The organism is Variovorax sp. KBW07, assembly GCF_003852515.1.
Taxonomy (GTDB): domain Bacteria; phylum Pseudomonadota; class Gammaproteobacteria; order Burkholderiales; family Burkholderiaceae_C; genus Variovorax.
Window position 1 is genome coordinate 19,063 of record NZ_QAJK01000013.1, and the last position, 22,665, is coordinate 41,727.

Annotated in this window: 13 protein-coding genes and 1 tRNA gene; 9 read left to right on the forward strand and 5 right to left on the reverse strand. The window is 66.3% G+C overall.

Annotated features, from left to right (window positions below; translation table 11 throughout):
• Positions 1–246: 246 nt before the first annotated feature.
• The 5 genes from DBV14_RS02515 (at position 247) to DBV14_RS02535 (ending at position 9,761) form a co-directional block, all read left to right on the forward strand.
• Positions 247–2,628, forward strand: a complete 2,382-nt coding sequence (locus DBV14_RS02515; RefSeq protein ID WP_124457623.1) for a type VI secretion system Vgr family protein — start codon at positions 247–249, stop codon at positions 2,626–2,628.
• Positions 2,625–3,734 (forward strand): DUF4123 domain-containing protein, encoded by a 1,110-nt coding sequence (locus tag DBV14_RS02520; RefSeq protein ID WP_124457624.1) that lies wholly within the window; start codon positions 2,625–2,627, stop codon positions 3,732–3,734. The genes DBV14_RS02515 and DBV14_RS02520 overlap by 4 nt, the downstream gene beginning before the upstream one ends.
• Positions 3,735–4,028: 294 nt before the next feature.
• Positions 4,029–7,109, forward strand: coding sequence for a metallophosphoesterase (locus DBV14_RS02525; RefSeq protein WP_185545900.1), 3,081 nt, complete (start codon positions 4,029–4,031; stop codon positions 7,107–7,109).
• Positions 7,109–8,443, forward strand: coding sequence for a hypothetical protein (locus DBV14_RS02530; RefSeq protein ID WP_148092426.1), 1,335 nt, complete (start codon positions 7,109–7,111; stop codon positions 8,441–8,443). Before DBV14_RS02525 ends, DBV14_RS02530 begins: the two co-directional genes overlap by 1 nt.
• A 49-nt stretch (positions 8,444–8,492) precedes the next feature.
• Positions 8,493–9,761, forward strand: coding sequence for a pentapeptide repeat-containing protein (locus DBV14_RS02535; RefSeq protein WP_124457627.1), 1,269 nt, complete (start codon positions 8,493–8,495; stop codon positions 9,759–9,761).
• 119 nt (positions 9,762–9,880) lie between these two features.
• Here DBV14_RS02535 and DBV14_RS02540 read toward each other — a convergent pair.
• Positions 9,881–9,956 (reverse strand) — tRNA-Ala (locus DBV14_RS02540).
• A 90-nt stretch (positions 9,957–10,046) separates the two neighbouring features.
• Here DBV14_RS02540 and DBV14_RS02545 point away from each other — a divergent pair.
• Complete coding sequence (locus DBV14_RS02545) at positions 10,047–10,913, forward strand: alpha/beta hydrolase (protein WP_124457628.1); 867 nt, start codon at positions 10,047–10,049, stop codon at positions 10,911–10,913.
• Positions 10,914–10,970: 57 nt separating this feature from the next.
• Here the strand turns inward: DBV14_RS02545 and DBV14_RS02550 are convergent, their stop codons facing one another.
• Positions 10,971–11,948: a GMP reductase gene (locus DBV14_RS02550; protein WP_124457629.1), complete on the reverse strand. Its 978-nt coding sequence runs from the start codon at positions 11,946–11,948 to the stop codon at positions 10,971–10,973.
• Positions 11,949–12,166: 218 nt separating this feature from the next.
• Here DBV14_RS02550 and DBV14_RS02555 point away from each other — a divergent pair, with 218 nt between their 5' ends.
• From DBV14_RS02555 to DBV14_RS02565, 3 genes are all read left to right on the forward strand, one after another.
• Positions 12,167–14,605 carry a UvrD-helicase domain-containing protein gene (locus tag DBV14_RS02555; RefSeq protein WP_124457630.1) on the forward strand — a complete coding sequence of 813 codons (2,439 nt, stop codon included), beginning with the start codon at positions 12,167–12,169 and terminating at the stop codon, positions 14,603–14,605.
• 107 nt (positions 14,606–14,712) lie between these two features.
• Entirely contained in the window at positions 14,713–18,666 is a 3,954-nt protein-coding gene (locus DBV14_RS02560) for a DUF2339 domain-containing protein (RefSeq protein WP_124457631.1), read from the forward strand.
• 11 nt (positions 18,667–18,677) lie between these two features.
• Positions 18,678–20,204 carry a DUF3999 domain-containing protein gene (locus DBV14_RS02565; protein WP_260396780.1) on the forward strand — a complete coding sequence of 509 codons (1,527 nt, stop codon included), beginning with the start codon at positions 18,678–18,680 and terminating at the stop codon, positions 20,202–20,204.
• Between the two features lie 30 nt (positions 20,205–20,234).
• On the opposite strand, the gene DBV14_RS02570 is transcribed toward DBV14_RS02565, so the two are convergent.
• From DBV14_RS02570 to DBV14_RS02580, 3 genes are all read right to left on the reverse strand, one after another.
• A complete protein-coding gene (locus DBV14_RS02570; RefSeq protein WP_124457633.1) occupies positions 20,235–21,065 on the reverse strand; it encodes a BPSS1780 family membrane protein in 831 nt (276 codons plus the stop codon).
• A 9-nt stretch (positions 21,066–21,074) separates the two neighbouring features.
• Positions 21,075–22,157, reverse strand: a complete 1,083-nt coding sequence (locus DBV14_RS02575) for a homoserine kinase (protein ID WP_124457634.1) — start codon at positions 22,155–22,157, stop codon at positions 21,075–21,077.
• Positions 22,158–22,218: 61 nt separating this feature from the next.
• Positions 22,219–22,590 (reverse strand): hypothetical protein, encoded by a 372-nt coding sequence (locus tag DBV14_RS02580; RefSeq protein WP_124457635.1) that lies wholly within the window; start codon positions 22,588–22,590, stop codon positions 22,219–22,221.
• Positions 22,591–22,665: the final 75 nt, after the last annotated feature.

The following is a 22,665-nucleotide window of genomic DNA, read 5'->3' on the forward strand; positions in this document are numbered from 1 at the left end:
CCGGCCCGATGCGCGGATCGATCGGCTTCTTGAAAAAGAAGCGCGAAGAAGCCGCTGCAGAGTAAGAAACTAGTGTTCCATCCGCGCGAAAGCCAATCTTTCGCATGATTTTCGAGCGCGCCTTCCGCCAGTAAGATTCCTCGCAAAGGGAGGGAGGCGTGTGATGTACAGCGTCGTGCGGACTTTGGTGTTGCTTGCGTGCCGATCACGAACAGGGCTTGCCACAAGCCCGTTTGCGCTGCCGCAATGAGCCGCCGCGTCACCATCCAGACGCCGGCGGGTTCGGACGTACTTCAGTTTCATCGCCTGGTGGGGCGCGAAGCCCTGAGCCAGCTCTACGCCTTCGACATCGATCTTCTGGGCAGCCATCATGGCATCGACCCCAAGGCCCTTTTGGGCAAGGCCGCCACGGTCACTCTGCAAACCGAAAGAGGGCAACGCTACCTGTGCGGCATTGCCACCCGGTTCGGTCTTGCGCAGGAAGACGCGCGCCATTCCTTCTATAGCCTGAGGCTGCGCCCGTGGCTCTGGCTGGCCACGCGCCGCAGCGATTTCCGCATCTTCCAGGGCAAGACGGTGCCCGAGATAGTGATGGAGGTGCTCGGCAGCTACGGCCACCCCATCGAGCAGAAGCTCAGCCGCGGTGATTACCGCCGCTGGGACTACTGCGTGCAGTACCACGAGAGCGATTTCAATTTCATCTCGCGCCTGTGCGAGCTCGAAGGCATCTATTACTACTTCAGGCACGAGGCGTCGCAGCACGTGCTGGTGTTCGCCGATGACATCGCCGGCTCGCACAGCCCATTGCCCGGTGGTGAAGAGGTGCGCTACCACCCTCTGGAAAAATCCGGCGTGGGCCAGCGAGAGCGCATTTCCGCCTGGGAGATCGACGAGGACGTGCGACCGGGCCGCCACTACAACGACGACTACGACTTCGAGAAGCCCAAGGCAGATCTCGCGCACCTGAGCAAGAGGCCACCGGGCCATGCGCACGACAGCTACGAGCAGTACGAGTGGCCGGGCGGTTTCGTGCAGCACGGCGATGGCGAAGCCTATGCGCGCATCCGCAACGAAGAGCAGTTGAGCCAGCGCAGCAGTGCACGCGGGCGCTCCAATCTCCGGGAGCTGGCAACGGGCCATACCTTCAGGCTCACCGAGCACCCGAAGGGAGACCAGAACCAGCAGTACCTGCTGTTGAGCGTGGCCTACCACCTGCAAGAGAACCTGCAGGCCAGCGAGGGCGCCGAGGGTTCGGACGGTTCCCTGCAGTACTTCGACTTCGTGGCCCAGCCCACCAGCTATGCATGGCGCCCGCCGCGCAGCACCAGCAAGCCGCGCACCCGTGGGCCGCAGACCGCGATGGTGGTGGGCCCGTCGGGCGAAGAAATCTGGACCGACCAGTACGGCCGCATCAAGGTGCAGTTTCACTGGGACCGCATCGGCCAGCACAACGAAAACTCCAGCTGCTGGGTGCGCGTGTCGACGGCCTGGGCCGGGTCCACCTTCGGCATGACCTCGGTGCCGCGCATCGGCATGGAGGTGATCGTCGATTTCCTGAATGGTGACCCTGATTACCCGATCGTCACGGGCTGCGTGCACAACGCGGACACCATGCCGGCGTGGCAACTGCCCGAGCAGAAGCACCTGTCGGGCATCCGCAGCCGCGAGCTGGGCGGCGGGCGCGGCAACCACCTGGTGCTGGACGACAGCAACGGCAAGATCCAGGCGCAACTGCGCAGCGACCACCAGGCCAGTCAGTTGAGCATGGGGCACATCGCGCGCATCGAGGACACGGCAGGCCGCAAGGACCTGCGCGGCCAGGGCTTCGAGCTGCGCACCGACGGCCACGGCGCGATGCGCGCAGCCGACGGGCTGTTGGTCACCACCGAGGCGCGCACCAACGCACAGTTCCACATCACCGACATGGGTGAGACCGTGGGCAGGCTCACGCAGGGCAGGGCTCTGCACGAAGACCTGGGCGGTGCCGCCAGGGACGCCAAGGCGCATGAGGCCGGCGACCAGGACGAAGTGGCGAAGAGCCTGAAGGAGCAGGCCGACGCGATCAAGGGGCAGGGCGGAGACAAGGCGCGAGGCCAGTTCGCGGAATTCCAGGAGCCGCACCTGACGCTGGCCAGCGCGGCGGGTATACAGACCACGGCGCAGGGCTCGACCCACATCGCGAGCGAGGAGCACAACGCGCTCACGAGCGGAAGGCACACGAGCCTGAGCGCTGGCAAGAGCCTGCTGGTCAGCGCCAAGGGCTCCGTGCGCATGGCGGCCCATAAGGCGGGCATGCGGTTCACGGCCGCGCAGGGCGACATCGACATCGACGCGTTCAAGGACAGCATCAACGTGCTGGCCAAGCTCAACATCAAGCAGGAGGCCAACCGCATCACCATCACCGGCAGGGACGAGGTGGTGGTCAACGGTGGCTCCAGCTACACGCGCTGGAATGCCCAGGGCATCGTGCACGGCACCAATGGCCTGTGGCGCGTGCACGCCTCCGCGCATTCGATGACCGGCCCCAGGAGCTTGCCGGTGCCACCGATGCAGCCCCGCCAGGTCGTCTGCAAAGAGTGCATGGAGAAGGCCGCGGCACGTGCCGCCGCGGTGGCGCCCAGGCAGTGACGGCCCCCATCCAGCACCTGATGAAGCCATCGCGGCAGGCCATGGTGGGCCTGCCGTTGCACGAGCCGGCTGCCTTCGATGCGGAAGTCGCGCGGACACTGGCGCACGACATGGGCGTGCTGCTGGCCGCCGCTGCCGGCATGCCTTGCTATGCGCTCGTCGAGCTGGGCCAATGCCCGCGCATCGAAGACCGCTCGGCCATTGCCCTGTGCGTGCTGAACCATGGCCTCGATGTGGCGCGCCTGTTCGACGGCACGCCTGAAGCCGAACTGGCCGACCAGGGGCCGTGGCTCATCGAGCTTTCCACACAGAAGCCGGGCGAGGTGTTGGACTTGCTGGCGTCGCATGCAGGCGCGCACCATGCGCTGAGCCTCATGGTGTCTCCCTTGCCGCTGCGCGCGCTCGCGGACCATCTGCGGTCCTGGCTCGAAGGCCTGATTCCGCCCGATGCGCAACTGCCGGGCGACGAAGCCATGGGCGCGGTGTTGCGCTGGTTCGATCCCCGCATCGGGCTCGACGTGCCCTCTTGCTGGCCGGACGAAGACCGCATGCAGTTCGTGCGGGCGTTCCGCTGGTGGGCGGCCTGGCAACCCGACTTCTCGCCGCGCCTGCTGCGCGGCGGCATGCACAACCGCGCGGCACCGCGCATCGGGCCGCTGCCACTCGATCCACCCCTGATGCTGGCGCTCGACAAGCTCAACACCCCCGAGAACATGCTGGCCTTCGTGCGAGAGAACGACATCGAGCCCGGCGAGCTCGACCGCATCGGGCCGTCGTTGCAGCGCTGGCTTGCGCACCGCCTGCTCGACGATGCGCGGCGCCTCGGCCTGACGGACTGGGCCGACCGCTACATGCTGCTGTCGATGGGGCTGCGCCTGCATCCGGACATCGCCGAAGTCGAAGCCCTGCACCCGCTGTTCGCCGCGGCTGCCGAAGGGCGCGAAGCGCTCGGTGCGGCCGTCGTCGGCATCGACCCTGACCGCTGGACCGACCTGGCCGAACAGGCGCCCCAGGCCCTGGCCCTGCATTCGCACACCCTGCTTGCCGCCTTGCGCAAGCGGCGCACCGATGCGCGCGCGGCGCATCCCTTCGCGCACGTGTATTGACGCCTGATCGATCGTTTGCTTGCTTGTTCGCTCACCGAATCCACCATGGCCACTGTCCCCAATCTCAGCTCCAGCGCCGCCAACGCCCAGGCGTCGAAGAACCGCATTCCCGGCCTGTGCGATTGTTCGGAGCCGAGCGAAAAATCGGCGCTCATCCTCTACCCGAGCCTGGGCACGCCGTTGATGCTCAAGAAGGGGCAGAGCAAGTGCAGCATCTTCATCGTCGGCGAAAAAGGCTTGCGTTCGCCCGCGGGCGCCGGGGGCGACATTCCGGCGCATGCGCCCAACCTGCATGTGTTCGTCGACCGCCACTTGCGGGTCTACCCGATCGAGAAGAAGGACATCCAGACCGACACCACCGTCGGCACCCTGTTCGGCGACGGCAAGACCTGCGATGTCGCCAAGCAGCACCTGGACGCCTGGCGCGTGGGCAGCTTCGATGCCGGCGCACTCATCAAGGACCGCCATGGCCGCCCCTTCGCCACCATCGCGCCGATGGCCGTCAAGGTCTACAAGGACCTGGCGGGCGGCGACATCTACGAGGTCGAGCTCGACCTGAAGGCGGCGCCGTTCAAGCCCATCAATGGCGAGAGCTTCATGAGCTTCGCCTGGATGGTGAAGCTCAACGACGAGGGCAAGAAGCTGATACCCGGCGCCACCCATGCCGAGCCGCAGGACCTGATGATCGCCCGCTTCCTCAAAGAGCAGGCCGACAAGGACCCCTACCATTTCAGGAACATCCACGAGTTCGACCTGAAGAAGGGCGCGCCCCATACCGCCAACGCGCTGCCGCCGCAAAAGAGCGACACGGCGGACCAGCTCAAGAGCTGGCATCCGGTGAAGTACATGCCGGCCAGGGCGTTGAAACTGGGGCATCTGTCGGACGTGCACGTGAATGTGCGCCACACGGCCCTGGGGCAAAGCCCGGCACGGGTGATCGAGGGAGAGATGGTGGGCGAAGCGGCATGGAACCAGCCGGTCGGCACCAAGGTGTGCAACGCCTTCGATGCGTTGCGGCAGCTCTTCAGGAACCTCGCTTCGGGTGACGGAAAAGAGAAGGCCGACGCCGTGTTGCTGACCGGCGACCTGATCGACTTCAACCGCAACATCAATCCCGCCGAGTGCGGGAAAAGCATCGGCGAGCAGTGGAAATCCTTCAACCTGCTCAACAACATCCACGACAAGGCCAACGGTCCCAGGCTCTATCCACGGGGCCTCGACGACATGCTGGTGTTCAGCCTTGTGCGCGCCGTGTACCGCGAGCACAAGCTGCCGGTGTTCATGACCAGTGGCAACCACGAGGCGTACCAGGTGCCGTATGGCATCAGTGCGCGGGTGGAGGCCGGGGACATGGAGAACTGGGCCTTCAAGCTTGGCGTGCTGGAAACGGCTTCAGATCCCGCCAAGCTCGGCGAGATTGCCAAGGCGACTGTCAGTGCCAGCGGAGGCGCATTGCGCGAACAGGCGCAGGGAACTGTCGACAAGACGGCCGGGTGGTTCAAGTCGGCCACCGGGCTCGATCCGAGCGAGGCCGCCGAGCGTGCCGCGCAGCGGGCGGCAAAGGCCGCGCCGGGCATAGCGCGCGACGTCGCGGAAAGGTTGCGCGGCATCGATGACGACCGTGCCAGGAGCCTGGCGAAGAAGGTGGAGAGCGCGGGACAGGCGATGGATGGCAGCGAGCTGGCCAAACATCTGAAGGAGCTCGAGGCGGCCAGCAAATGGACGCGCGGCAAGGCCAACGAAGGCATGAGCCGCGACCACAACATGACCGTCTACGAAGCTTGCCTGGCGTACGGCCCGACCTATGGCCAGGCCCTGACCGGCTTCAACTTCGACGGCGGCCAGTTCGACTGGTTCTATGCCTTGTTCACGCCGCTTGCGGACATCGTGGTGGCCTACGGTGCCGAGAGCGACGATGCCACCGGGGCTGGTGCTCTGCAGGTCATCGCGCCCATGGGCTGGGGGACCAACGAGAACTTCAAGAACCTCGGCGAAATGGCCGATGACGCGCTCAAGAAGAAGGGCATTCCTCTCGGCGTGGACAGGCAGGGCGCGGGCATCCTGCCGCGCGCCACCGAATCGTGGAGCACCAGCCAGTTCGAACTGCTCACCCAGGCGCAGGCCTTCAAGAAAGCCAGCGGCAAGACCTTGACGGTGGCCAGCCACTTCACCATCGTGAGCTTCGATGAGCCGGTGCCTCTGACTTCCGTCAAGGACAACGTGGACCTCGTGCGCTTCTGGCCGCACAACAGCACCACCGGCGTGCCCAACCTGGAGGCGGGGTTCAACAAGGCCAATGTCGGAACCTGCGAGCGGGGCTTGAACGATTACTTCGAGCGCTATGTGCGAGCGGGTCGCCAGCGCCCCAAGGGCGCCGCGCAGGTGGACTGGCACTTCTCGGGCCACAGCCATCGCAGCGCCGTCTACAAGGCCCAATGGAGCAGGAGCGGCGACAGCGACAAACCCTGCGTGGAGATCGTCTCCGCGCGCGACCCCGGCGTTCATGGAAAGCAGACGGTTGCGCCCGACACGCAGACGGCATTGATCGTCTCCAGTTGCGGAGGCCCCATCGGTTACCAGAACTTCGATGGCGAGCTCAGTGCCTGGACGGGGCGTCCCCCGGCGGGCAGCCTGCTGGACTGCGCGACCGGCGTCATCCAGCAGGTCTCCACCCATCGTAGCCGTGTCGAAGATGGCAAGGCCTACAACGAGAAGCCGCGCCTGGCAGTGGCGCTGGACTACCTGTGGGTGATGAGGAGCCTGCCCGCGAAGGGCGATATCAAGGATCCGATCTATCTCTTGCGCCACAAGGAGGGATTTCCGACCACCATCGACGTCTACATGAGTCCGCAGGTGACGAAGCTCGGATGTATCGTGGGCATGGCCATCTGGGTGTTCGAGGGGGGGAAAAATGCGAAGAAGGAACAAGTCAGGAAATGGACCCGCTTGAGCCCGAGTTGGGCAAAGCACCCGACCGATCCGGAACGAGCAATACTGAGCCTTGGTGGCCCCGATCTGGTGGCTCTCAATGCAGCAATGATTGCCGGTGTCGCCGGGCAATATAAGGACCAGAGCGGCCGGGGAGGGGCCAAGTACCGCAAGGTGCGCCAGGCTTTCTGCGAAGTCGCCTTGCAGGCGCCGGCACCGACGAAGGCTGGAGATGATTGGGGAAAAGACATGCTGTGCGACAAGGATGCCTGGGTGTTCCCGCTCGAAATCAGCATCGCGGACGAGACGCTCTCGCCCCGAAGCTTGTGGCAGTTCACTCGGCCGAATGGGGAGCGTGGGGAGGTGCCGGATTGGGATTTTCTCGCGGAGTATTTCGGGGACAAAGGCTACGTTTCAGCCAAAGAGGCAATCAAGACAAGAATCTGATGCGTGAAAAAAATCTACCCGAATTAGCTCTGATGCATCGTCGGCGCGCTTTCCTTGCCAAGGTCGCAATCTCTGGCCTCGCGCTTCCCTTCCTGACTGGATGCGACATGACTTCGACCACAACCACAACCACGACCAACAAGAACATTCGCGACTTCGGCAAAATCTTCGACTACTTGAAGGACCCGGAGCTTCGCAAGAAAGAGGTGGGCAATGCCAAGCTGACCGTGGAGGGCGCCGTGTTCAGCGGAGAGAAGTTCGAGGACGTGGAATGGCACGACATTCATTTCAAGAACTGCGATTTCGTTGGGGCTTATGAACTCAAGCCCAAGAGCTCGACCAATGTGCTCTACGAAGATTGCCGGTTTTCGGGTGTCTTCGGATATGGCAAGGCTTTGGCGCTGCATTTCCTGCGTTGCGCGTGGGCACCGGAATCGAATGCCTATGCAGGCGAAGGCAGCCGTGGCGTGTTGTTTGAATCGTGCAAATTCGTGGGTGGCAGCACGGACCCCAATCACTGGGGGGCCGTCGGCAGCGACGGAGAGGCCGAGTTCGTCAAATGCACGGCAAACATGTTCAACCTCGACGGCCACTCGAAACTGGTCATTCGCGGGTGCGAACTCGACAACGTCATCTGCTCTCCCTCGGCGCGTGAGTCGGGCGGCGTTTCTTCGGAGATGCTGATAGAGACGAGTACGCTGCGAGGCAGGTTTCGCATGACCAACGCCGATCTTGTTTCGTTGACCGTTCGCGACACCCTTATCGAAGGCTCGCTCGATATGAACAATGCCAAGGTCAAGGGCGACGTTCTGATCGAACGTGTGCAGGGCGGCGTCATTCGTGGCTATGTCAAGCATGCCAACAGCTTCACTGTTCGCAACAGCAAGATCATGGGTGACGGGCAGGACGTGTTCGAGGCATACGCCGGCGGCATCAAGACCATCGAGATCGACGGAACAGTCTTCGGTTCAGGCACCGCGAAAGGTGGCAACAGCACGGACGGGGTCACCATCGGAGGCGGCATCGGCAACGATCCTGCCAAGCCGAAGCCGCGAGTCACCGAACGGCTGACGATCCGCAACAGCACGATCCCGCAATTGAACGTGGATCACATCCAGGCGGCGGAGGTGCACATCGAAAACTGCGACTTCGCCGAAGCCAACTTGAGCAACAGTCTGCTGGGCGTATTGAGGTTGGACAACGCGCGTTTTGCAGGTGCACTGGACATGAGCAATACCCGGGTGCGGGATCTCAAGCAGAGTGGAGGCACGGACTTGGCAAAGCTTGGGAGCAGGCTCAAGGCCGATGGCTCCAATCTCAAGTTGCCCCAATGAACACTGAGGTCTCCGGCTATTCGCCTGCCTTGCAAATGGAGACCGATGGATGACCCGTCGTCGCTTTCTCAAAGTCGCGACGGTGGTTGCCGGCAGTTGTCTGTATGGGTGCGTGAGCGAGCCCGAAGGAAAGAAGAACATCAAGGAATTCGACAAGACGTACCAGTACTTGCTCGACCCGGAGCTTCGCAAGAAGGAAGCCGGAGACGCGCAACTCGTCATCGAAGGTGCCGTGTTCAGCGGCGTCGACCTTCAAGGAGAGATCTGGCAGAACATCAAGTTCACAAACTGCGATTTCGTGGGTGCTTACCAGATCAAGCCCGAAGCCATTGAACGTTCCGTCTTCGAGGGATGCCGATTCTCGGGAATCTTCAATTTCGGCATATTGAGGCAGGTCGGCTTTTTTCGGTGCCTGATTGCCAAGACGAGCCACGTGGTGGGCGATGTCGGCAGCGTGGGCGTGGTTTTCGATTCGTGCGAACAGATGGGCAGCGACACGGATGCCAATCACTGGGGCAGCTTCGGCGCCTACGGTGAGGTCGAGTTCATCAAGTGCAAGGCACGACTGACCAATCTGTCGGGCGAAACCAGGCATGTGATTCGTGAATGCGATTTCGAAGATGTTCGATGCGGCATCAACAACGACGACGGTGGGTCTCACGTGCTGATCGAGAACAGCAGGCTGCGCGGCAGGTTCAGCATGGTTGTGGCGGATCTCCGATCCCTGACTGTCCGAGACACCGTTGTCGGCACCCTCGACTTGAACGATGCCAAGGTCAAGGGCGCCGTTCTCATTGAACGTGTGCAGGGCGGCGTCGTTCGTGGCTATGTCAAGCATGCCAACAGCTTCACTGTTCGCAACAGCAAGATCATGGGTGACGGGCAGGACGTGTTCGATGCGTATGCCGGCGGCATCAAGACCATCGAGATCGACGGAACAGTCTTCGGTTCAGGCACCGCGAAAGGCGCCAACAACACGGACGGGGTGACCATCGCGGGTGGCACGGGGGCCGATCTTGCCAAGCCGAGGCGGCGAGTCACCGAACGGCTGACGATCCGCAACAGCACCATTCCGCAATTGAACGTGGATCACATCCATGCTGCGGAAGTGCGCATCGAAAACAGCGACATTGCCGAAGCCAACTTGAGCAACAGCGTGTTGGGCGTGTTGAGGCTGGACAACGCGCGTTTCGCAGGCGCGCTGGACATGAGCAATACCCGGGTGCGGGATCTCAAGCAGAGTGGGGGCACGGAGGTGGCCAGGCTCGGGAGCCAGCTGAAGCTCGAGGGCTCGAACATCAAGCTGCCACGGCGCTGAAAGTCCTGCTGCCCCCGAAGACGGCTGGGCGGGGCACCGGCACAAACGCAAACCGAGCCCCAAAAGCAATCAACGCCTGGCACTGAAAAGCGGCAGGCGTTGATCGACGGGAAACATGTTGGTGGAGAGGATGAGGATCGAACTCACGACCTCCGCATTGCGAACGCGGCGCTCTCCCAGCTGAGCTACCCCCCCAACACAGCGTAAATTCTAACCAGACTCCCGTGCGGGTGCACGCGGGGCGTGCCAAGATTCGCGCCTCTGGAAACAAGGAGCAGGAACTGCATGGCCTCGTACGAACCCGCCTGGCTGGAAGGCATGTACAACAACCTCGCGCGGGTCAAGGACCATCCCGCTTACTTCGAGCGATGGACGCGCGAATCGGCCGCGGCACGCGATTCGCTGCCGGCCCGCATCGACCTGGCTTACGGCGACGGCCCGAACGAAACGCTCGACATTTTTCCGGCCCCGGTGCCTGACGCACCGGTCCTGGTTTTCATCCACGGCGGCTACTGGCGCGCGATGGACAAGAGCCAGCATTCCTTCATTGCGCCCGCGTTCAACGACCGCGGCGTGTGCGTGGTGGTGCCCAACTATGCGTTGTGCCCCGGCCCCGTCGATCAGCCCGTGACGGTGCCGGGCATCCTGATGCAGATGGTGAAAGCGCTGGCGTGGACGTGGCGCCATGTCGCAGCCCATGGCGGTGACCGGTCGCGCATCACCGTTGCCGGGCATTCGGCCGGCGGGCACATGGCGGCAGCCTTGCTGGCCTGCGATTGGAAAGCGGTCGCGCCCGACCTGCCCGCGCAACTGGTGCGCAACGCGCTGTCGATTTCGGGCCTGTACGACTTGCGCCCGTTGCAGCGCACACCGTTCCTTGAAGACGTGCTCCACCTGACGGATGCGGATGCGCTGCGCGCCAGCCCGGCACTCTGGAAAGCACCTGCGCGCGGCCAGCTCTACGCGGTGGCCGGTGGCGCCGAGAGCCCCGAGTTCATCCGCCACAACGCGATGATCCGCGAGGCCTGGGGCCGCAACACCGTGCCGGTGTGCGAGGTGCTCCCCGGGCTCAACCACTTCGACGTGGTGGATGCGGTGGCCGATCCGGCGCATTCGTTGCACCGGCACGCGGTGCAACTGCTCGAAGCCTGACGGCGACCGGCGCAGCAGCCCTTGCCCTGAGCCCCAGGGGAGGTGGCCGCTGCCGTCTTACATCAGCAGGTGTTCGCCCGCGTTGTCGCCGCCCAGCGTGACGTAGTTGACCTTGCGGATGTCCATCAACGTGCGGCCGCCCGCGTAGCTGATCGAGCTCTGCACGTCCTGCTCCATTTCGACGAGCGTGTCGGCCAGCTTGCCCTTGATGGGCTCGAGGATGCGCTTGCCCTCGACGTGCTTGTATTCGCCCTTGTTGAAGTCGCTGGCGGAGCCGTAGTACTCCTTGAAGAGCGTGCCATCGACGTCGACCGTCTTGCCAGGCGATTCTTCGTGCCCCGCGAACAGCGAGCCGATCATGACCATCGACGCGCCGAAGCGCACGCTCTTGGCAATGTCGCCGTGGTCGCGAATGCCGCCGTCGGCAATGATGGGCTTGGTGGCCACGCGCGCGCACCACTTGAGCGCCGAGAGCTGCCAGCCGCCGGTGCCGAAACCGGTCTTGAGCTTGGTGATGCAGACCTTGCCCGGGCCGATGCCGACCTTGGTTGCGTCGGCGCCCCAGTTTTCGAGGTCGATCACGGCTTCGGGCGTGCCGACGTTGCCGGCAATCACGAAGGACTTCGGCAGCTTTTCCTTCAGGTAGCCGATCATGTTCTTCACGCTGTCGGCATGGCCGTGCGCAATGTCGATGGTGATGTATTCGGGCGTCAGGCCCTCGGCCACCAACTGGTCGACCGTGTCGTAGTCGGGCTTCTTCACGCCGAGCGAGATGGACGCGAACACGCCCTTGCCCTGCATGTCCTTGACGAACTTGACGTTGTCCAGGTCGAAGCGGTGCATCACGTAGAAGTAGCCGTTTTGCGCCAGCCACAGGCAGATCGACTCGTCGACCACCGTCTTCATGTTGGCCGGTACCACCGGCAGGCGGAAGCTGCGGGCACCCAGCGTGACGCTGGCGTCGCATTCCGAGCGGCTTTCCACGCGGCACTTGCGGGGAAGCAAAAGAATGTTGTCGTAATCGAAGATTTGCATGGCCAGGCTCCAGAAAGGAAATCGTTGAACAGAACGAAAGAGCGCTTGGTCCGGCCGGTTCTTGCGGCGCTTTCTGCAAGGAATGTGCAAAGAAAGCGCCCACAAAAAACCGGGCGCAAGAAACTTGGGCCCGGTGATTGAGTTTACGCGGTCTCGCGACGGGGGGTCTTCCGTTTCTTCATATAACCCGCATACGCAGTGGTTTCTACAATCGGCGGATGTTGTTTAACGATCCTGCGGCTGACGCCCACCCTGCGGACATGCCGCTGCTCCATAACCTGAACGCGGAGCAACTCGCCGCGGTCACGCTGCCGGCAGGCAATGCGCTCATCCTCGCGGGGGCCGGCTCCGGCAAGACGCGCGTGCTCACCACCCGCATCGCGTGGCTGCTCCAGACGGGGCAGGTGTCCGCCGGCGGCATCCTGGCCGTGACCTTCACCAACAAGGCCGCCAAGGAAATGATGACGCGGCTGACGGCGATGCTGCCCGTCAATGTGCGCGGCATGTGGATCGGCACCTTCCACGGCCTGTGCAACCGCCTGCTGCGCGCGCACTGGAAGCTGGCCAACCTGCCCTCGACCTTCCAGATCCTGGACACGCAAGACCAGCTCTCGGCCATCAAGCGCCTGATGAAGCAGTTCAACGTCGACGACGAGCGCTTTCCGGCCAAGCAGACGCAGTGGTTCATTGCAGGCGCCAAGGAAGACGGCCTGCGCCCCGGCGACGTCGAGGTCCGCAGCGACGACGACCGCAAGAAGGTCGAGCTGTACCAGCTGTACGAAGAGCAATGCCAGCGCGAAGGCGTGGTCGATTTCGGCGAACTGATGCTGCGCAGCTACGAGCTGCTGCGGGACAACGACCCGGTGCGCGAGCACTACCAGCGGCGCTTTCGCCACATCATGATCGACGAGTTCCAGGACACCAACCGCCTGCAATACGCGTGGATCAAGATGCTCTCGGGCAACGTGGTCGGGGGCCAGTTCACGCCGAGCGGCAACAACAGCGTGATCGCCGTGGGCGACGACGACCAGAGCATCTATGCCTTCCGTGGTGCGCGCGTGGGCAACATGACCGACTTCGTGCGCGAGTTCGACGTGCGCCACCAGATCAAGCTGGAGCAGAACTACCGCAGCTACAGCAACATCCTGGATTCGGCCAACGAGCTGATCAGCCACAACAAGAAGCGCCTGGGCAAGAACCTGCGCACCGACCAGGGCCCCGGCGAGCCGGTGCGGGTGTACGAATCGACCACCGACCTGGCCGAGGCGCAGTGGATGGTCGAAGAAATGCGCCAGTTGGCGCGCGACGGCTTCGACCGAAAAGAAATGGCCGTGCTCTACCGCAGCAATGCGCAGAGCCGGGTGATCGAAACGGCGCTCTTCAATGCCTCGGTGCCGTACCGCGTGTACGGCGGCCTGCGCTTTTTCGAGCGTGCCGAAATCAAGAACGCGCTGGCCTATCTGCGCCTGCTCGAGAACAAGGACGACGACACCAGCTTCCTGCGCGTCGTCAACTTTCCGCCGCGCGGTATCGGCGCGCGCACGCTCGAAACCCTGCAGGACGCGGCCCGCGCGGCCGGGCGTTCGCTGCACGACGCGGTGAGCGTGGTCGGCGGCAAGGCCGGCGCCAACCTCACGGGCTTCGTTGCCAAGATCGACGTGCTGCGCGAGCAGACCCAGGGCGTGAGCCTGCGCGAGATCATCGAGCTGGTGCTCGACCACAGCGGCCTCATTGAGCACTACAAGGCCGACCGCGAAGGCGCCGACCGTGTCGAGAATCTGGAAGAACTGGTGAACGCGGCCGAGAGCTTCGTCACGCAGGAAGGCTTCGGCCGCGACGCTGTAGCACTGCCAGTCGACGAACTGCGACAGTCGCCCGCGAGCCAGGGCATCGACCTGACCCGTCCGGTGATCGACGAGCCGCTGGCACCCGATGCCGAGACCGGCGAAACGCTGAGCCCGCTGGCTGCGTTCCTGACGCATGCCGCGCTCGAATCGGGCGACAACCAGGCACAGGCGGGGCAAGACGCCGTGCAGCTGATGACCGTGCACGCCGCCAAGGGGCTGGAGTTCGACTGCGTGTTCATCACCGGCATGGAAGAGGGGCTGTTCCCGCACGAGAACTCGATGAGCGATTTCGAGAGCCTCGAGGAAGAGCGCCGCCTGATGTACGTGGCGATCACGCGGGCACGCAAGCGCCTGTACCTGAGCCATTCGCAGACGCGCATGCTGCACGGCCAGACCCGCTACAACGTCAAGAGCCGCTTCTTCGAGGAACTGCCCGAGGGCGCGCTCAAGTGGCTCACGCCCAAGAACCAGGGCTTCACGCCGTCGGCTTTCGGCTATGGCGGCGGCTATGGGAGCACGCGTGGCGGCGGCGGTGCGTACAGCGGTGGCGGCAGCAGCGGCTACAGCGGCGGTTATGGCGGAGGCGCAAGCAGCAGCAAGGACACCTTCGCCAGCCCGCCGGTGCCGCCGCAGAAGGCCGCGCCTTCGCACGGCCTGCGCTCGGGCATGCAGGTGTTCCACAACAAGTTCGGCGAAGGCACGGTGCTGGCGCTCGAAGGCACGGGCGACGACGCGCGCGCGCAGGTCAAGTTCACGCGGCATGGCGTGAAGTGGCTGGCACTGTCGGTCGCCAAGCTCACGCCGGTTTGATGTTGCTACTAAAGCTATAGCGAACAGCGCAGACAGGACGGGCGTTTTCGCGTCTTTCGTCTTGAACGGCCGTACACTCCGGGCTCGCCAAACAAGGGGAGTTCGGGATGTGGTTTCTTGGCATCATGGCCGGCCTGGTGATAGGGGCGCTGTTCGAGTCGATACCGGCGGCGCTGGTGCTCGCTGTGCTGGGCGCCTTCGCGCTCCCGCAGATCTTCGGCAAGAAGAAAAAGGCCGCGCCCGTTCGCACCGAAGCTGAAAGCGTCCCGACGCCGGGCGCCGCGAATTCCGCGAACCCCGCTACCTCCGCCAACTCCGCGATCGGCAACGCGCCCGTGGCGCCGGCCAGCGGCATGCAGAAGCTGCAGCAGCGCGTGGCGGAGCTCGAACAGCGGGTCTCGCAGCTCGAGGCCCGGTTGTCGCAAGGCGCGGCCGATGCCTCCGCGGCACCCGTGGCCGAAGCAATGGCCTCCGTCATTCCCGTGCTGGCCGATGCGCCGCCCGCGAGCGATCTCGCCACGTCGATGGCCGATACGCCGCTTGCCACCGTGCCGTCGCTGCCGTTGGCGCCGGCTGTGCCGGAGCTGGGTCGTCCGCGCATCGCGATGATGACGGTGCCCGCGCCTCCCGCACCTGCCACTGCCGCTGCCGCTGCGGAGGACGTTGCCCCCGAGCCCGTGGTCACTGCCGCCGCCGTCCCCGCCGAGCAGCCCGCCGCGCCCGCCAAGCCTCCCGTGGCCGCACCGGCACCCGTGCGCCGTCCACCCCCACCACCCCCACCGCCCCCGGTGCCGCTGCGCGACCGCCTGCCCGCACCCATTGCCAACCTGGTCTTCGGCGGCAACATGCTCGTCAAGCTCGGCGTGCTGATCCTGTTCCTCGGGCTGGCCTTCCTGCTGCGCTACACGGCCGAGCGCGTCACCGTGCCCATCGAGCTGCGCTATGCGGGCGTGGCGCTGGTGGGCGCCGTGCTGCTGGTGCTGGGCTGGCTGCTGCGCCACAAGCGCGCGGGCTATGCGCTGATCCTGCAGGGCGCGGGCATCGGCGTGTTCTATCTCACGACGCTCGCGGCCATGAAGCTCAGCGGCCTGCTGCCGGCCAGCGTCGGCTTTGCCTTCCTGTTCGGCGTGGCGGTGCTCAGCGCCGCGCTGGCCGTGCTGCAGAACGCGCCGCTGCTGGCCATCGTGGCCGCCCTCGAAGGCTTTGCCGCGCCGGTGCTCGCCTCCACCGGTTCGAACCAGCCGGTGGGGCTGTTCACCTACCTGCTGGTGCTCGACGTCGGCATCGTGCTGGTCGCGTGGTTCAAGGCCTGGCGCGTGCTCAACCTGATCGGTTTCGTCGGCACCTTCACGCTGGCCGCCGGCTGGGCGCACAAGTACTACACCGACGACCAGTACGGCACCGTGCAGCCCTTCCTGATCGTGTTCTTCCTGCTGTTCACCGCCATCGGGCTGCTGTTCGCGCGCCGCACGCTGTTTGATGCGCCGGTGCAGCCCGCGCAGCCGCTGGCCACCCGTGCGCTCGACACGCTGCGCCGTGCGGGCCGGGTCGACAGCTCGCTGGTGTTCGGCACGCCGATGGTCGCCTTCGGCATGCAGTACCTGCTGATGCGCCCGTGGGAATACGGCGCCGCCTTCTCGGCGATGGCGCTCGCGGCCTTCTACCTGGTGATGGGGCGGCTGGTGTTCGCCACGCAGCCCAAGGGGCTCGCGCTGCTGGCGGAGGCGTATGCCATCGTCGGCGTGATCTTCGGCACGCTCGCCATTCCGCTCGGCCTCGAAGGGCAGTGGACCGGCGCGGCCTGGGCGGTCGAGGCGGCCGGCATGTACTGGCTGGGCGCGCGGCAGGGGCGCGTGTATGCGCGCGCTTTCTCGTTCCTGGTGTTCGCCGGTGCGGTGCTCAAGCTGCTGGAAGCGACCGGGCTCGACGGAGCCGCGGGGCATCCGCTGCTCACGGGTTCCGTCATCGGCCCGGTGCTGGTGGCCGTGAGTGCGTTTGCGATGTGGGCCATCCACCGCCGCGCGAAGCTCGATGCGGGCAATGGTGTCGAGGCCATGGCCGGCACTGCCTTGCCGTGGCTCGGCATGGCCGCGCTCACGCTGCTGCTCTGGCAATGGTGGACGCCGCCATGGGCCGCGGCCGCCACCGCCGTGCTGGCGTCGGCCACCTTCGCCGTGGCGGTGCGCTTTGCGCTGCTGCCGCTGACCTATGTGAGCTTCGGCATGCAGGCGCTTGCCGTGGCCGGCTTCGTGGCGACGCTGCACCACACCGGCGAGGTCGTCGATGGGCGCGTCCTGCAAAGCGGGTGGCAGGGCGCCGCCGTCGCCTGCGTGATCGCGCTCAGCGTGCTCGGCAGCGCCGCGTGGTCGATGCTGCAGGCGCACCGTGCGGCCCTGGCGCGCGGCATCCAGCCGGTGTGGTCGCTCGGCAATGTGGTGGGCGTGCTCACGGGCGTCGGCCTGCTGCACCTGGCGATGCTGTTCCAACTGAGCCTGGCGCAGGTTGCGTTGCTGTGGCCGCTGACCGCCACCGTCGTGTTCTGGGTGGCGCTGCGCATGGCGCACTTCCCGCTGGCCGCGCTGGCGGGCGTGCTGCAGGTCATCGCGGCCGTGGCGTTCAGCGTGTCGGATGCGTTCGATGCCGGCGCGGTGAAGCCGGCGTTCGCGAACCTGGCTTTCTGGACGCCCGTGGTGCTGGGCCTCACGGCCTTGCTGGCCGGCGACTGGCTGCGCGACGAGGCCGTGCCGCGCGTCGACGAGCCCACGGGCACGGCGCGCAGGCGCTGGACCAACGCGTGGTGCGCGATACCGGTGGTGCTGTGGACGCCGGTGGTCTGGGGGCTGTGGTGGTGGCTGTTTGGCCTGCTCGACGAAAGCGCGCGCGTGCTGAACCGCCACGATCTTGCGAGCCATGTGCCCGCGGCCGCGATGGCGGTGGTGCTCGTCACCTCCGTGCTGGCGGCGTTCGTGGCGCACCGCCGGGACTGGTCGCAGCTCGGCAAGGCCACCATCGCCACGCTGCCGGGCTTCGGCCTCATCGCGGCCTACTGCATCGTGGGAAGCCTGGCGCCGTTCGGCGTGCCGACGAGCGGGCTCGGCCTCATCGTGGGCAACGCCATCGTGGGCGGGCCGACGTCGTTCTATGTGCCGTCGAGCGCGCTGGGCTGGATTGCCTGGCCGCTGGCGCTGCTGTGGCACCTGCGCCTGCTGCGTGTGCAGAAGCGCTGGTTCGACGCATCGGCGCTCGTGCCTTTCCACGTGGCGGGCTTCTGGCTCTTCCTGCTGCTCGCGGCGCGTGAATGCCAATGGCAGCTGGGCCGCATCGGTACCGAGTGGTCGAGCTGGCAACTGCTGGGCTGGGCCATCGTGCCCGCGCTGGTGCTGTGGGCGCTGCGCTCGCGCGCGGTGCTGCAGCGCTGGCCGCTGGCCGAGTACCGCAGCGCGTACCTCGAATTCGCGGCGACGCCGGTGGTGGTCTACCTGCTGGTCTGGGGCTGGCTCACCAATGCCGTGAGCCCCGGTAACGCGGCGCCTCTGCCGTACGTGCCGCTGCTGAACCCGCTCGAACTGGCGCAATGGCTGGTGCTGCTTTCGCTGGTGCTCTGGTGGCGCGTCTTGCCGCCAGGCTCGTTCGCGCGCGTGGAACCGATGATCGCCAAGGGCGCGGCCGGCCTCACGGGGCTCGCCCTGCTGACCGGCATGGTGTTGCGCACCTGCCATCACTACGCGGGTGTCGAATGGCGGTTCGATGCGCTCTACGCATCGTGGCTGACGCAGGCGGCACTGTCGATCACCTGGGCGATCTGCGGCGTGGCCGCGATGGTGCTGGGCCATTCGCGCAAGGTGCGCACGCTGTGGGTGGCGGGCGCGGTGCTGCTCGGCGTGGTGGTGCTGAAGCTGTTCTTCGTCGAGCTGGCCAATCGCGGCGGGCTGTTCCGCATCGTGTCGTTCATCGCGGTCGGGGCCTTGCTGCTGCTGGTGGGCTACTTCGCGCCGGTGCCGCCGAAGAAGGAAGAGGCGGAAGCGCAAGCCAAGGCGCCAGCGGAAGGCGGTGCGGCATGAACAGCCGAACGATGACTGTGCTTCGCGCGGGCGGCGCTTTCGCCCTCGTCATGGCGACGATGGGGCCCGGCGCAGCGCTCGCGCAGCCCGTGACCTCGGCGCCCATCGTGCTGCAAGGCGCGGGCCCGTACCACCGGCTCACCTTGCCCCTGGCGATCTACGGCAGCGCCGCGTACGGCGACTTGCGCGACCTTCGCGTGCGCAACGCCGCCGGCCATGCGGTGCCCTACGCATGGCTGCGCAACGAAGCCGCCACACCGCGAACCGCGTCGCAAGACGTGCCGATCTTCGCGCTGCCCGGCAGCGAAGGCGGCACGGCTTCGGCCGACACTTCGCTCGCCTTCACGGTGCGGCCCGACGGCTCGCTGGCACTCGACAGCAAGGCCGCCGCCGGCCAGCGTCAGGCGAGCGGGGCGGCGCAGTGGTTCATCGACCTGAGCCAGGTCAAGGGCAGCCTGTTGCAGGCGCGCTTCCGCATCGCGCCCGAAGCGCAGGGCCTGTTCGCTTTCCGGCTCGAAGCCAGCGACGACCTGCGGCAATGGCGCCCGGTGAGCGGTGAAGAACAACTGGTACGGCTCGCGCACGGCGGCCAGACCATCGAGCGCCTGGCCGTGGACCTGGGCAACCTGCGCACGCGCTTCCTGCGCCTGCGCTGGAGCGATCCGGCGCAGGGCGCGCGGCTGACCGGCGTGGGCATCGACAGCGTGCAAGAGGTCGAGCCCGTGGCGCCGCTCGAATGGTCCGGCCCGTTGAAGCCGGAGCGCTGCACCACCGACTATTGCGACTACCTGCTGCCGCACGGCCTGCCCGTGCAGAGCCTGCGCATCGACCTGGCCGACGTCAACACGCTGGCGCAGGTCGGCATCTCGGGGCTGTCCGATCCGGTGCTTGCCGCAGCAGCAGCCGCCGCCACGTCGGCGCAGCCCGTGCCCCGCAATCCGCTGTATGCGCTGCGGCACCCGCAGCGCCGGCCGGTTCCGCTGCCCGACCGGCCCGACGAATCGCCGCTGGTCGATGCCGTGGTCTACCGCCTCGCGCAGGCTGGCGGCGAGGCGCGTTCGCCGGTGCTGGCGCTCGACGGCGCCGTGTACACGCGCCTGCGCTTGCGAACCACTGGCCCGGTGAGCGTGCTGGGCGCAACGCCGCCGGCCATTTCCGTAGGCGCGGTGCCGCGCACGCTGGTGTTCCTTGCGCAGGGCGGGGCGCCGTTCTCGCTGGCATGGAAGGCGGCGCCCGATGCCGCGGGCACCGTGGAAGGCGCCGTGCCCGGCGCACCGCTCGCGCTGTCTACGCTCATCCCGGGCTATGCCGCGGACAAGCCGGTGGTGGCCGACGGCGCGTCGGTCACGTTGCCGACGGCAGCGGTCACCGCGGTGGTGGCGGCGGCCGTGCAGCCCCCCATTCCTGCCGTGGACGGCCGCGATCCGTCGCGCAAGTGGTGGCTGTGGGGAGCGTTGGGTGTCGGCCTGCTGCTGCTGGCCGGCATGGCGTGGTCGCTGTTCGCGAGCCTGCGCAAGGATGCTGCCAGACCTGATTGAGTCAGGCCCGGCCGGGCGCGTTCAGCGCGCTCAGTTCGGATCGAAGGTGTCGCGGAAGGTGAACCAGGTCGAGCACAGCGACATGGCCGCGAGCACCAGCGCCGTGCCGACGATCAGCACGTTGCCCACCGCCAGCGCGGCACCGCCCGAGCCCATCGCGCCGACGCCGATCAGCACCGTGGCGACCAGGCCCATGCCGATGCCGGCCAGCAGGAACACGCCGAACCATGCAATGCCGAACAACGCGTAGGCGCCGAAATTGCGGAACAGCGCCACGATGCTGAAGAAGACGCTCTTCACCGGCTCCACGCGGTGCCAGTGCACCAGCGCGGGCGCATGCCACATGGCCAGCGACAGCGGCAGGTTCAGGCACATCAGCAGCATGCGCGCGACCTGGAAGTCGCGGCTGCCGATGATCTCGGGCGTCAGCGGGTCGTCGAGCAGGTAGGCGCGCGCCAGTTGTCCGCCATCGACCGGAATCGTCACCAGCACGGCCAGCACGAAGTACACCGCCGAGATGATGCCGAGCACCAGCAGCGAGCGCCATTCGGTGCGCATGGCGGCGAACACCGCCACGAACATTGCCGAGCCCGTGGGCCGCTGCGCATCGCCGGCACGGCCGGCGCCTTCGGCGTTGTCGGTATAGGCCACCGAGGTCGCGACCATCAGGCCCAGCGTCATGAACGGCACCAGGGCCGGTGCGAACAGGCTGCCCAGGATCGGCACGATCGACACCGTGGAGATCATCGCCATCAGCAGGAAGAACAGCGAGATGAAGGCCAGCGGTTGCCGCCAGAAGGTCTTGAGTCCGAGGCGGACCCAGGCGACGCCGGTTCGCGCCGGCACGAGGTTGAGTTTCATGTGTGGGGGTCAGGCAGCCACGAGCACGGGCTCGAAGGCCGGTTGTGCCATGGCATGCGGGTGGGTGGCGCGCTCACGCAGCACGCGCTCGAAGTGCGACGGATCGTGGGGCTTGAGCATGCTCGCCTCGCGCGGCAGGTGGAAATCCCACAGGCGCGAGATCCAGAAACGCAGCGCCGCGGCGCGCAGCATGGCTGGCAGCAGGGCGCGCTCGGCGGCGTTCAGCGGGCGCACCGATTCGTAGGCCGAGAGCAGCGCATCGGCGCGCCCGGCATGGTGGCGGCCGGTCGGCAGGTCGATGGCCCAGTCGTTCAGGCACACGGCCAGGTCGAACAGCCAGGTGTCGGTGCCGGCGAAGTAAAAGTCGAACACGCCGGTCAGGCGCGGGGCGGCGTCGGCGCCAGCGTCGTCGCTGGTCGCGAACATCACGTTGTCGCGGAACAGGTCGGCATGCACCGGGCCACGGGGCAGGGCCGCGTAGGTCGACGATTCGGCAATGTGGTTCTGGTAGGCCAGCTCGGCGCGCAGCAGGGCCGCCTGCGATTCCTCGATGTACGGCAGCACCACCGGCACGGTCTCGTTCCACCAGGCCAGGCCGCGCAGGTTCGGCTGGCTGCGGGGGTAGTCGCGGCCCGCCAGGTGCATGCGCGCCAGCATGGCGCCCAGCTCGGCGCAATGGGCCGGGCCGGGGGCCAGTTCGCTGTGGCCCGAAAGCTTTTGTACCAATGCGGCGGGCTTGCCGGCCACCCTGTGGAGCAGGTCGCACGAGGTGTCGGCGGCGGGCACCGGCGGCAGGCTCTTCTTGTGGGGCTGCTTCTCGGCGGCGGGCGCGATGGCCATGGCCGCCACGGGCTCGGGCACCGGCAGGCCGGCGGCCGCCAGGTGCTTCATGAGGCAAAGGTAGTAAGGCAACTGCTCGGCGCTCAGGCGCTCGAACAGCGTGAGCACGAACTCGCCGGACTCGGTGGTCGCGAAGTAGTTGGTGTTCTCGATGCCGCCCTGGATGCCGCGCAGGTCGCGCAGGCGGCCCACGCCGAGGCTTTGCACGAGCGCGTCTGCCTCGCCGAACTGGACTTCGGTAAAAACTGCCATGGCGTTGCTCAGCGCCGGGCCGAGGATGCGGGAGATGGAAAGAGGCGGGACAGGCGCACGGTCAGAACTTCATCACGTTCCAGACGCGCGGGCCGTTGGCGCCGGTCTCGGACGAGCCCTGGCGCGCGGCGCCGGCGTCGGCCGGCAGCACTTCGTAGCCGGGCATGTTCGACTTGGGCTTGACGTTGATGCTCTGCGTGCGGCCGCCGTAGCGGACTTCGTCGACCGAAGCGCCGCTGTCCTCGGTGTGGAGGTTCTCGACCTTCTGGTTGCGCCGGCCGTCGGCCTGCTCCTGATTTGGTAGCGATTCCGCCGGGGCCGGCGTGGCCGCCGGTTGGGCGGGCGCGGACTGCGCCTGCACGGCGGCAAAGGGGGCGGCAAAAGCCAGCGCCAGCAGGATGCGGCGGGCGACCAGGAGTGTGGAGCTAGGCATGGCCCGATTGTAGGCTTGCGGCCGGTTTCCGGGCGTCGGTTGCCACCTCGCGCCGTCGTGGTTCAGGGCGCCGGT

What these genes read in the sequence shown, in the direction of transcription:
- DBV14_RS02515 (WP_124457623.1), top strand. Translation starts at nt 247, where the DNA reads ATGAGCCGCCGCGTCACCATCCAGACGCCGGCGGGTTCGGACGTACTT.
- DBV14_RS02530 (WP_148092426.1), top strand. Translation starts at nt 7,109, where the DNA reads ATGCGTGAAAAAAATCTACCCGAATTAGCTCTGATGCATCGTCGGCGC.
- DBV14_RS02535 (WP_124457627.1), top strand. Translation starts at nt 8,493, where the DNA reads ATGACCCGTCGTCGCTTTCTCAAAGTCGCGACGGTGGTTGCCGGCAGT.
- DBV14_RS02545 (WP_124457628.1), top strand. Translation starts at nt 10,047, where the DNA reads ATGGCCTCGTACGAACCCGCCTGGCTGGAAGGCATGTACAACAACCTC.
- DBV14_RS02550 (WP_124457629.1), bottom strand. Translation starts at nt 11,948, where the DNA reads ATGCAAATCTTCGATTACGACAACATTCTTTTGCTTCCCCGCAAGTGC.
- DBV14_RS02555 (WP_124457630.1), top strand. Translation starts at nt 12,167, where the DNA reads ATGTTGTTTAACGATCCTGCGGCTGACGCCCACCCTGCGGACATGCCG.
- DBV14_RS02560 (WP_124457631.1), top strand. Translation starts at nt 14,713, where the DNA reads ATGTGGTTTCTTGGCATCATGGCCGGCCTGGTGATAGGGGCGCTGTTC.
- DBV14_RS02565 (WP_260396780.1), top strand. Translation starts at nt 18,678, where the DNA reads ATGACTGTGCTTCGCGCGGGCGGCGCTTTCGCCCTCGTCATGGCGACG.
- DBV14_RS02570 (WP_124457633.1), bottom strand. Translation starts at nt 21,065, where the DNA reads ATGAAACTCAACCTCGTGCCGGCGCGAACCGGCGTCGCCTGGGTCCGC.
- DBV14_RS02575 (WP_124457634.1), bottom strand. Translation starts at nt 22,157, where the DNA reads ATGGCAGTTTTTACCGAAGTCCAGTTCGGCGAGGCAGACGCGCTCGTG.
- DBV14_RS02580 (WP_124457635.1), bottom strand. Translation starts at nt 22,590, where the DNA reads ATGCCTAGCTCCACACTCCTGGTCGCCCGCCGCATCCTGCTGGCGCTG.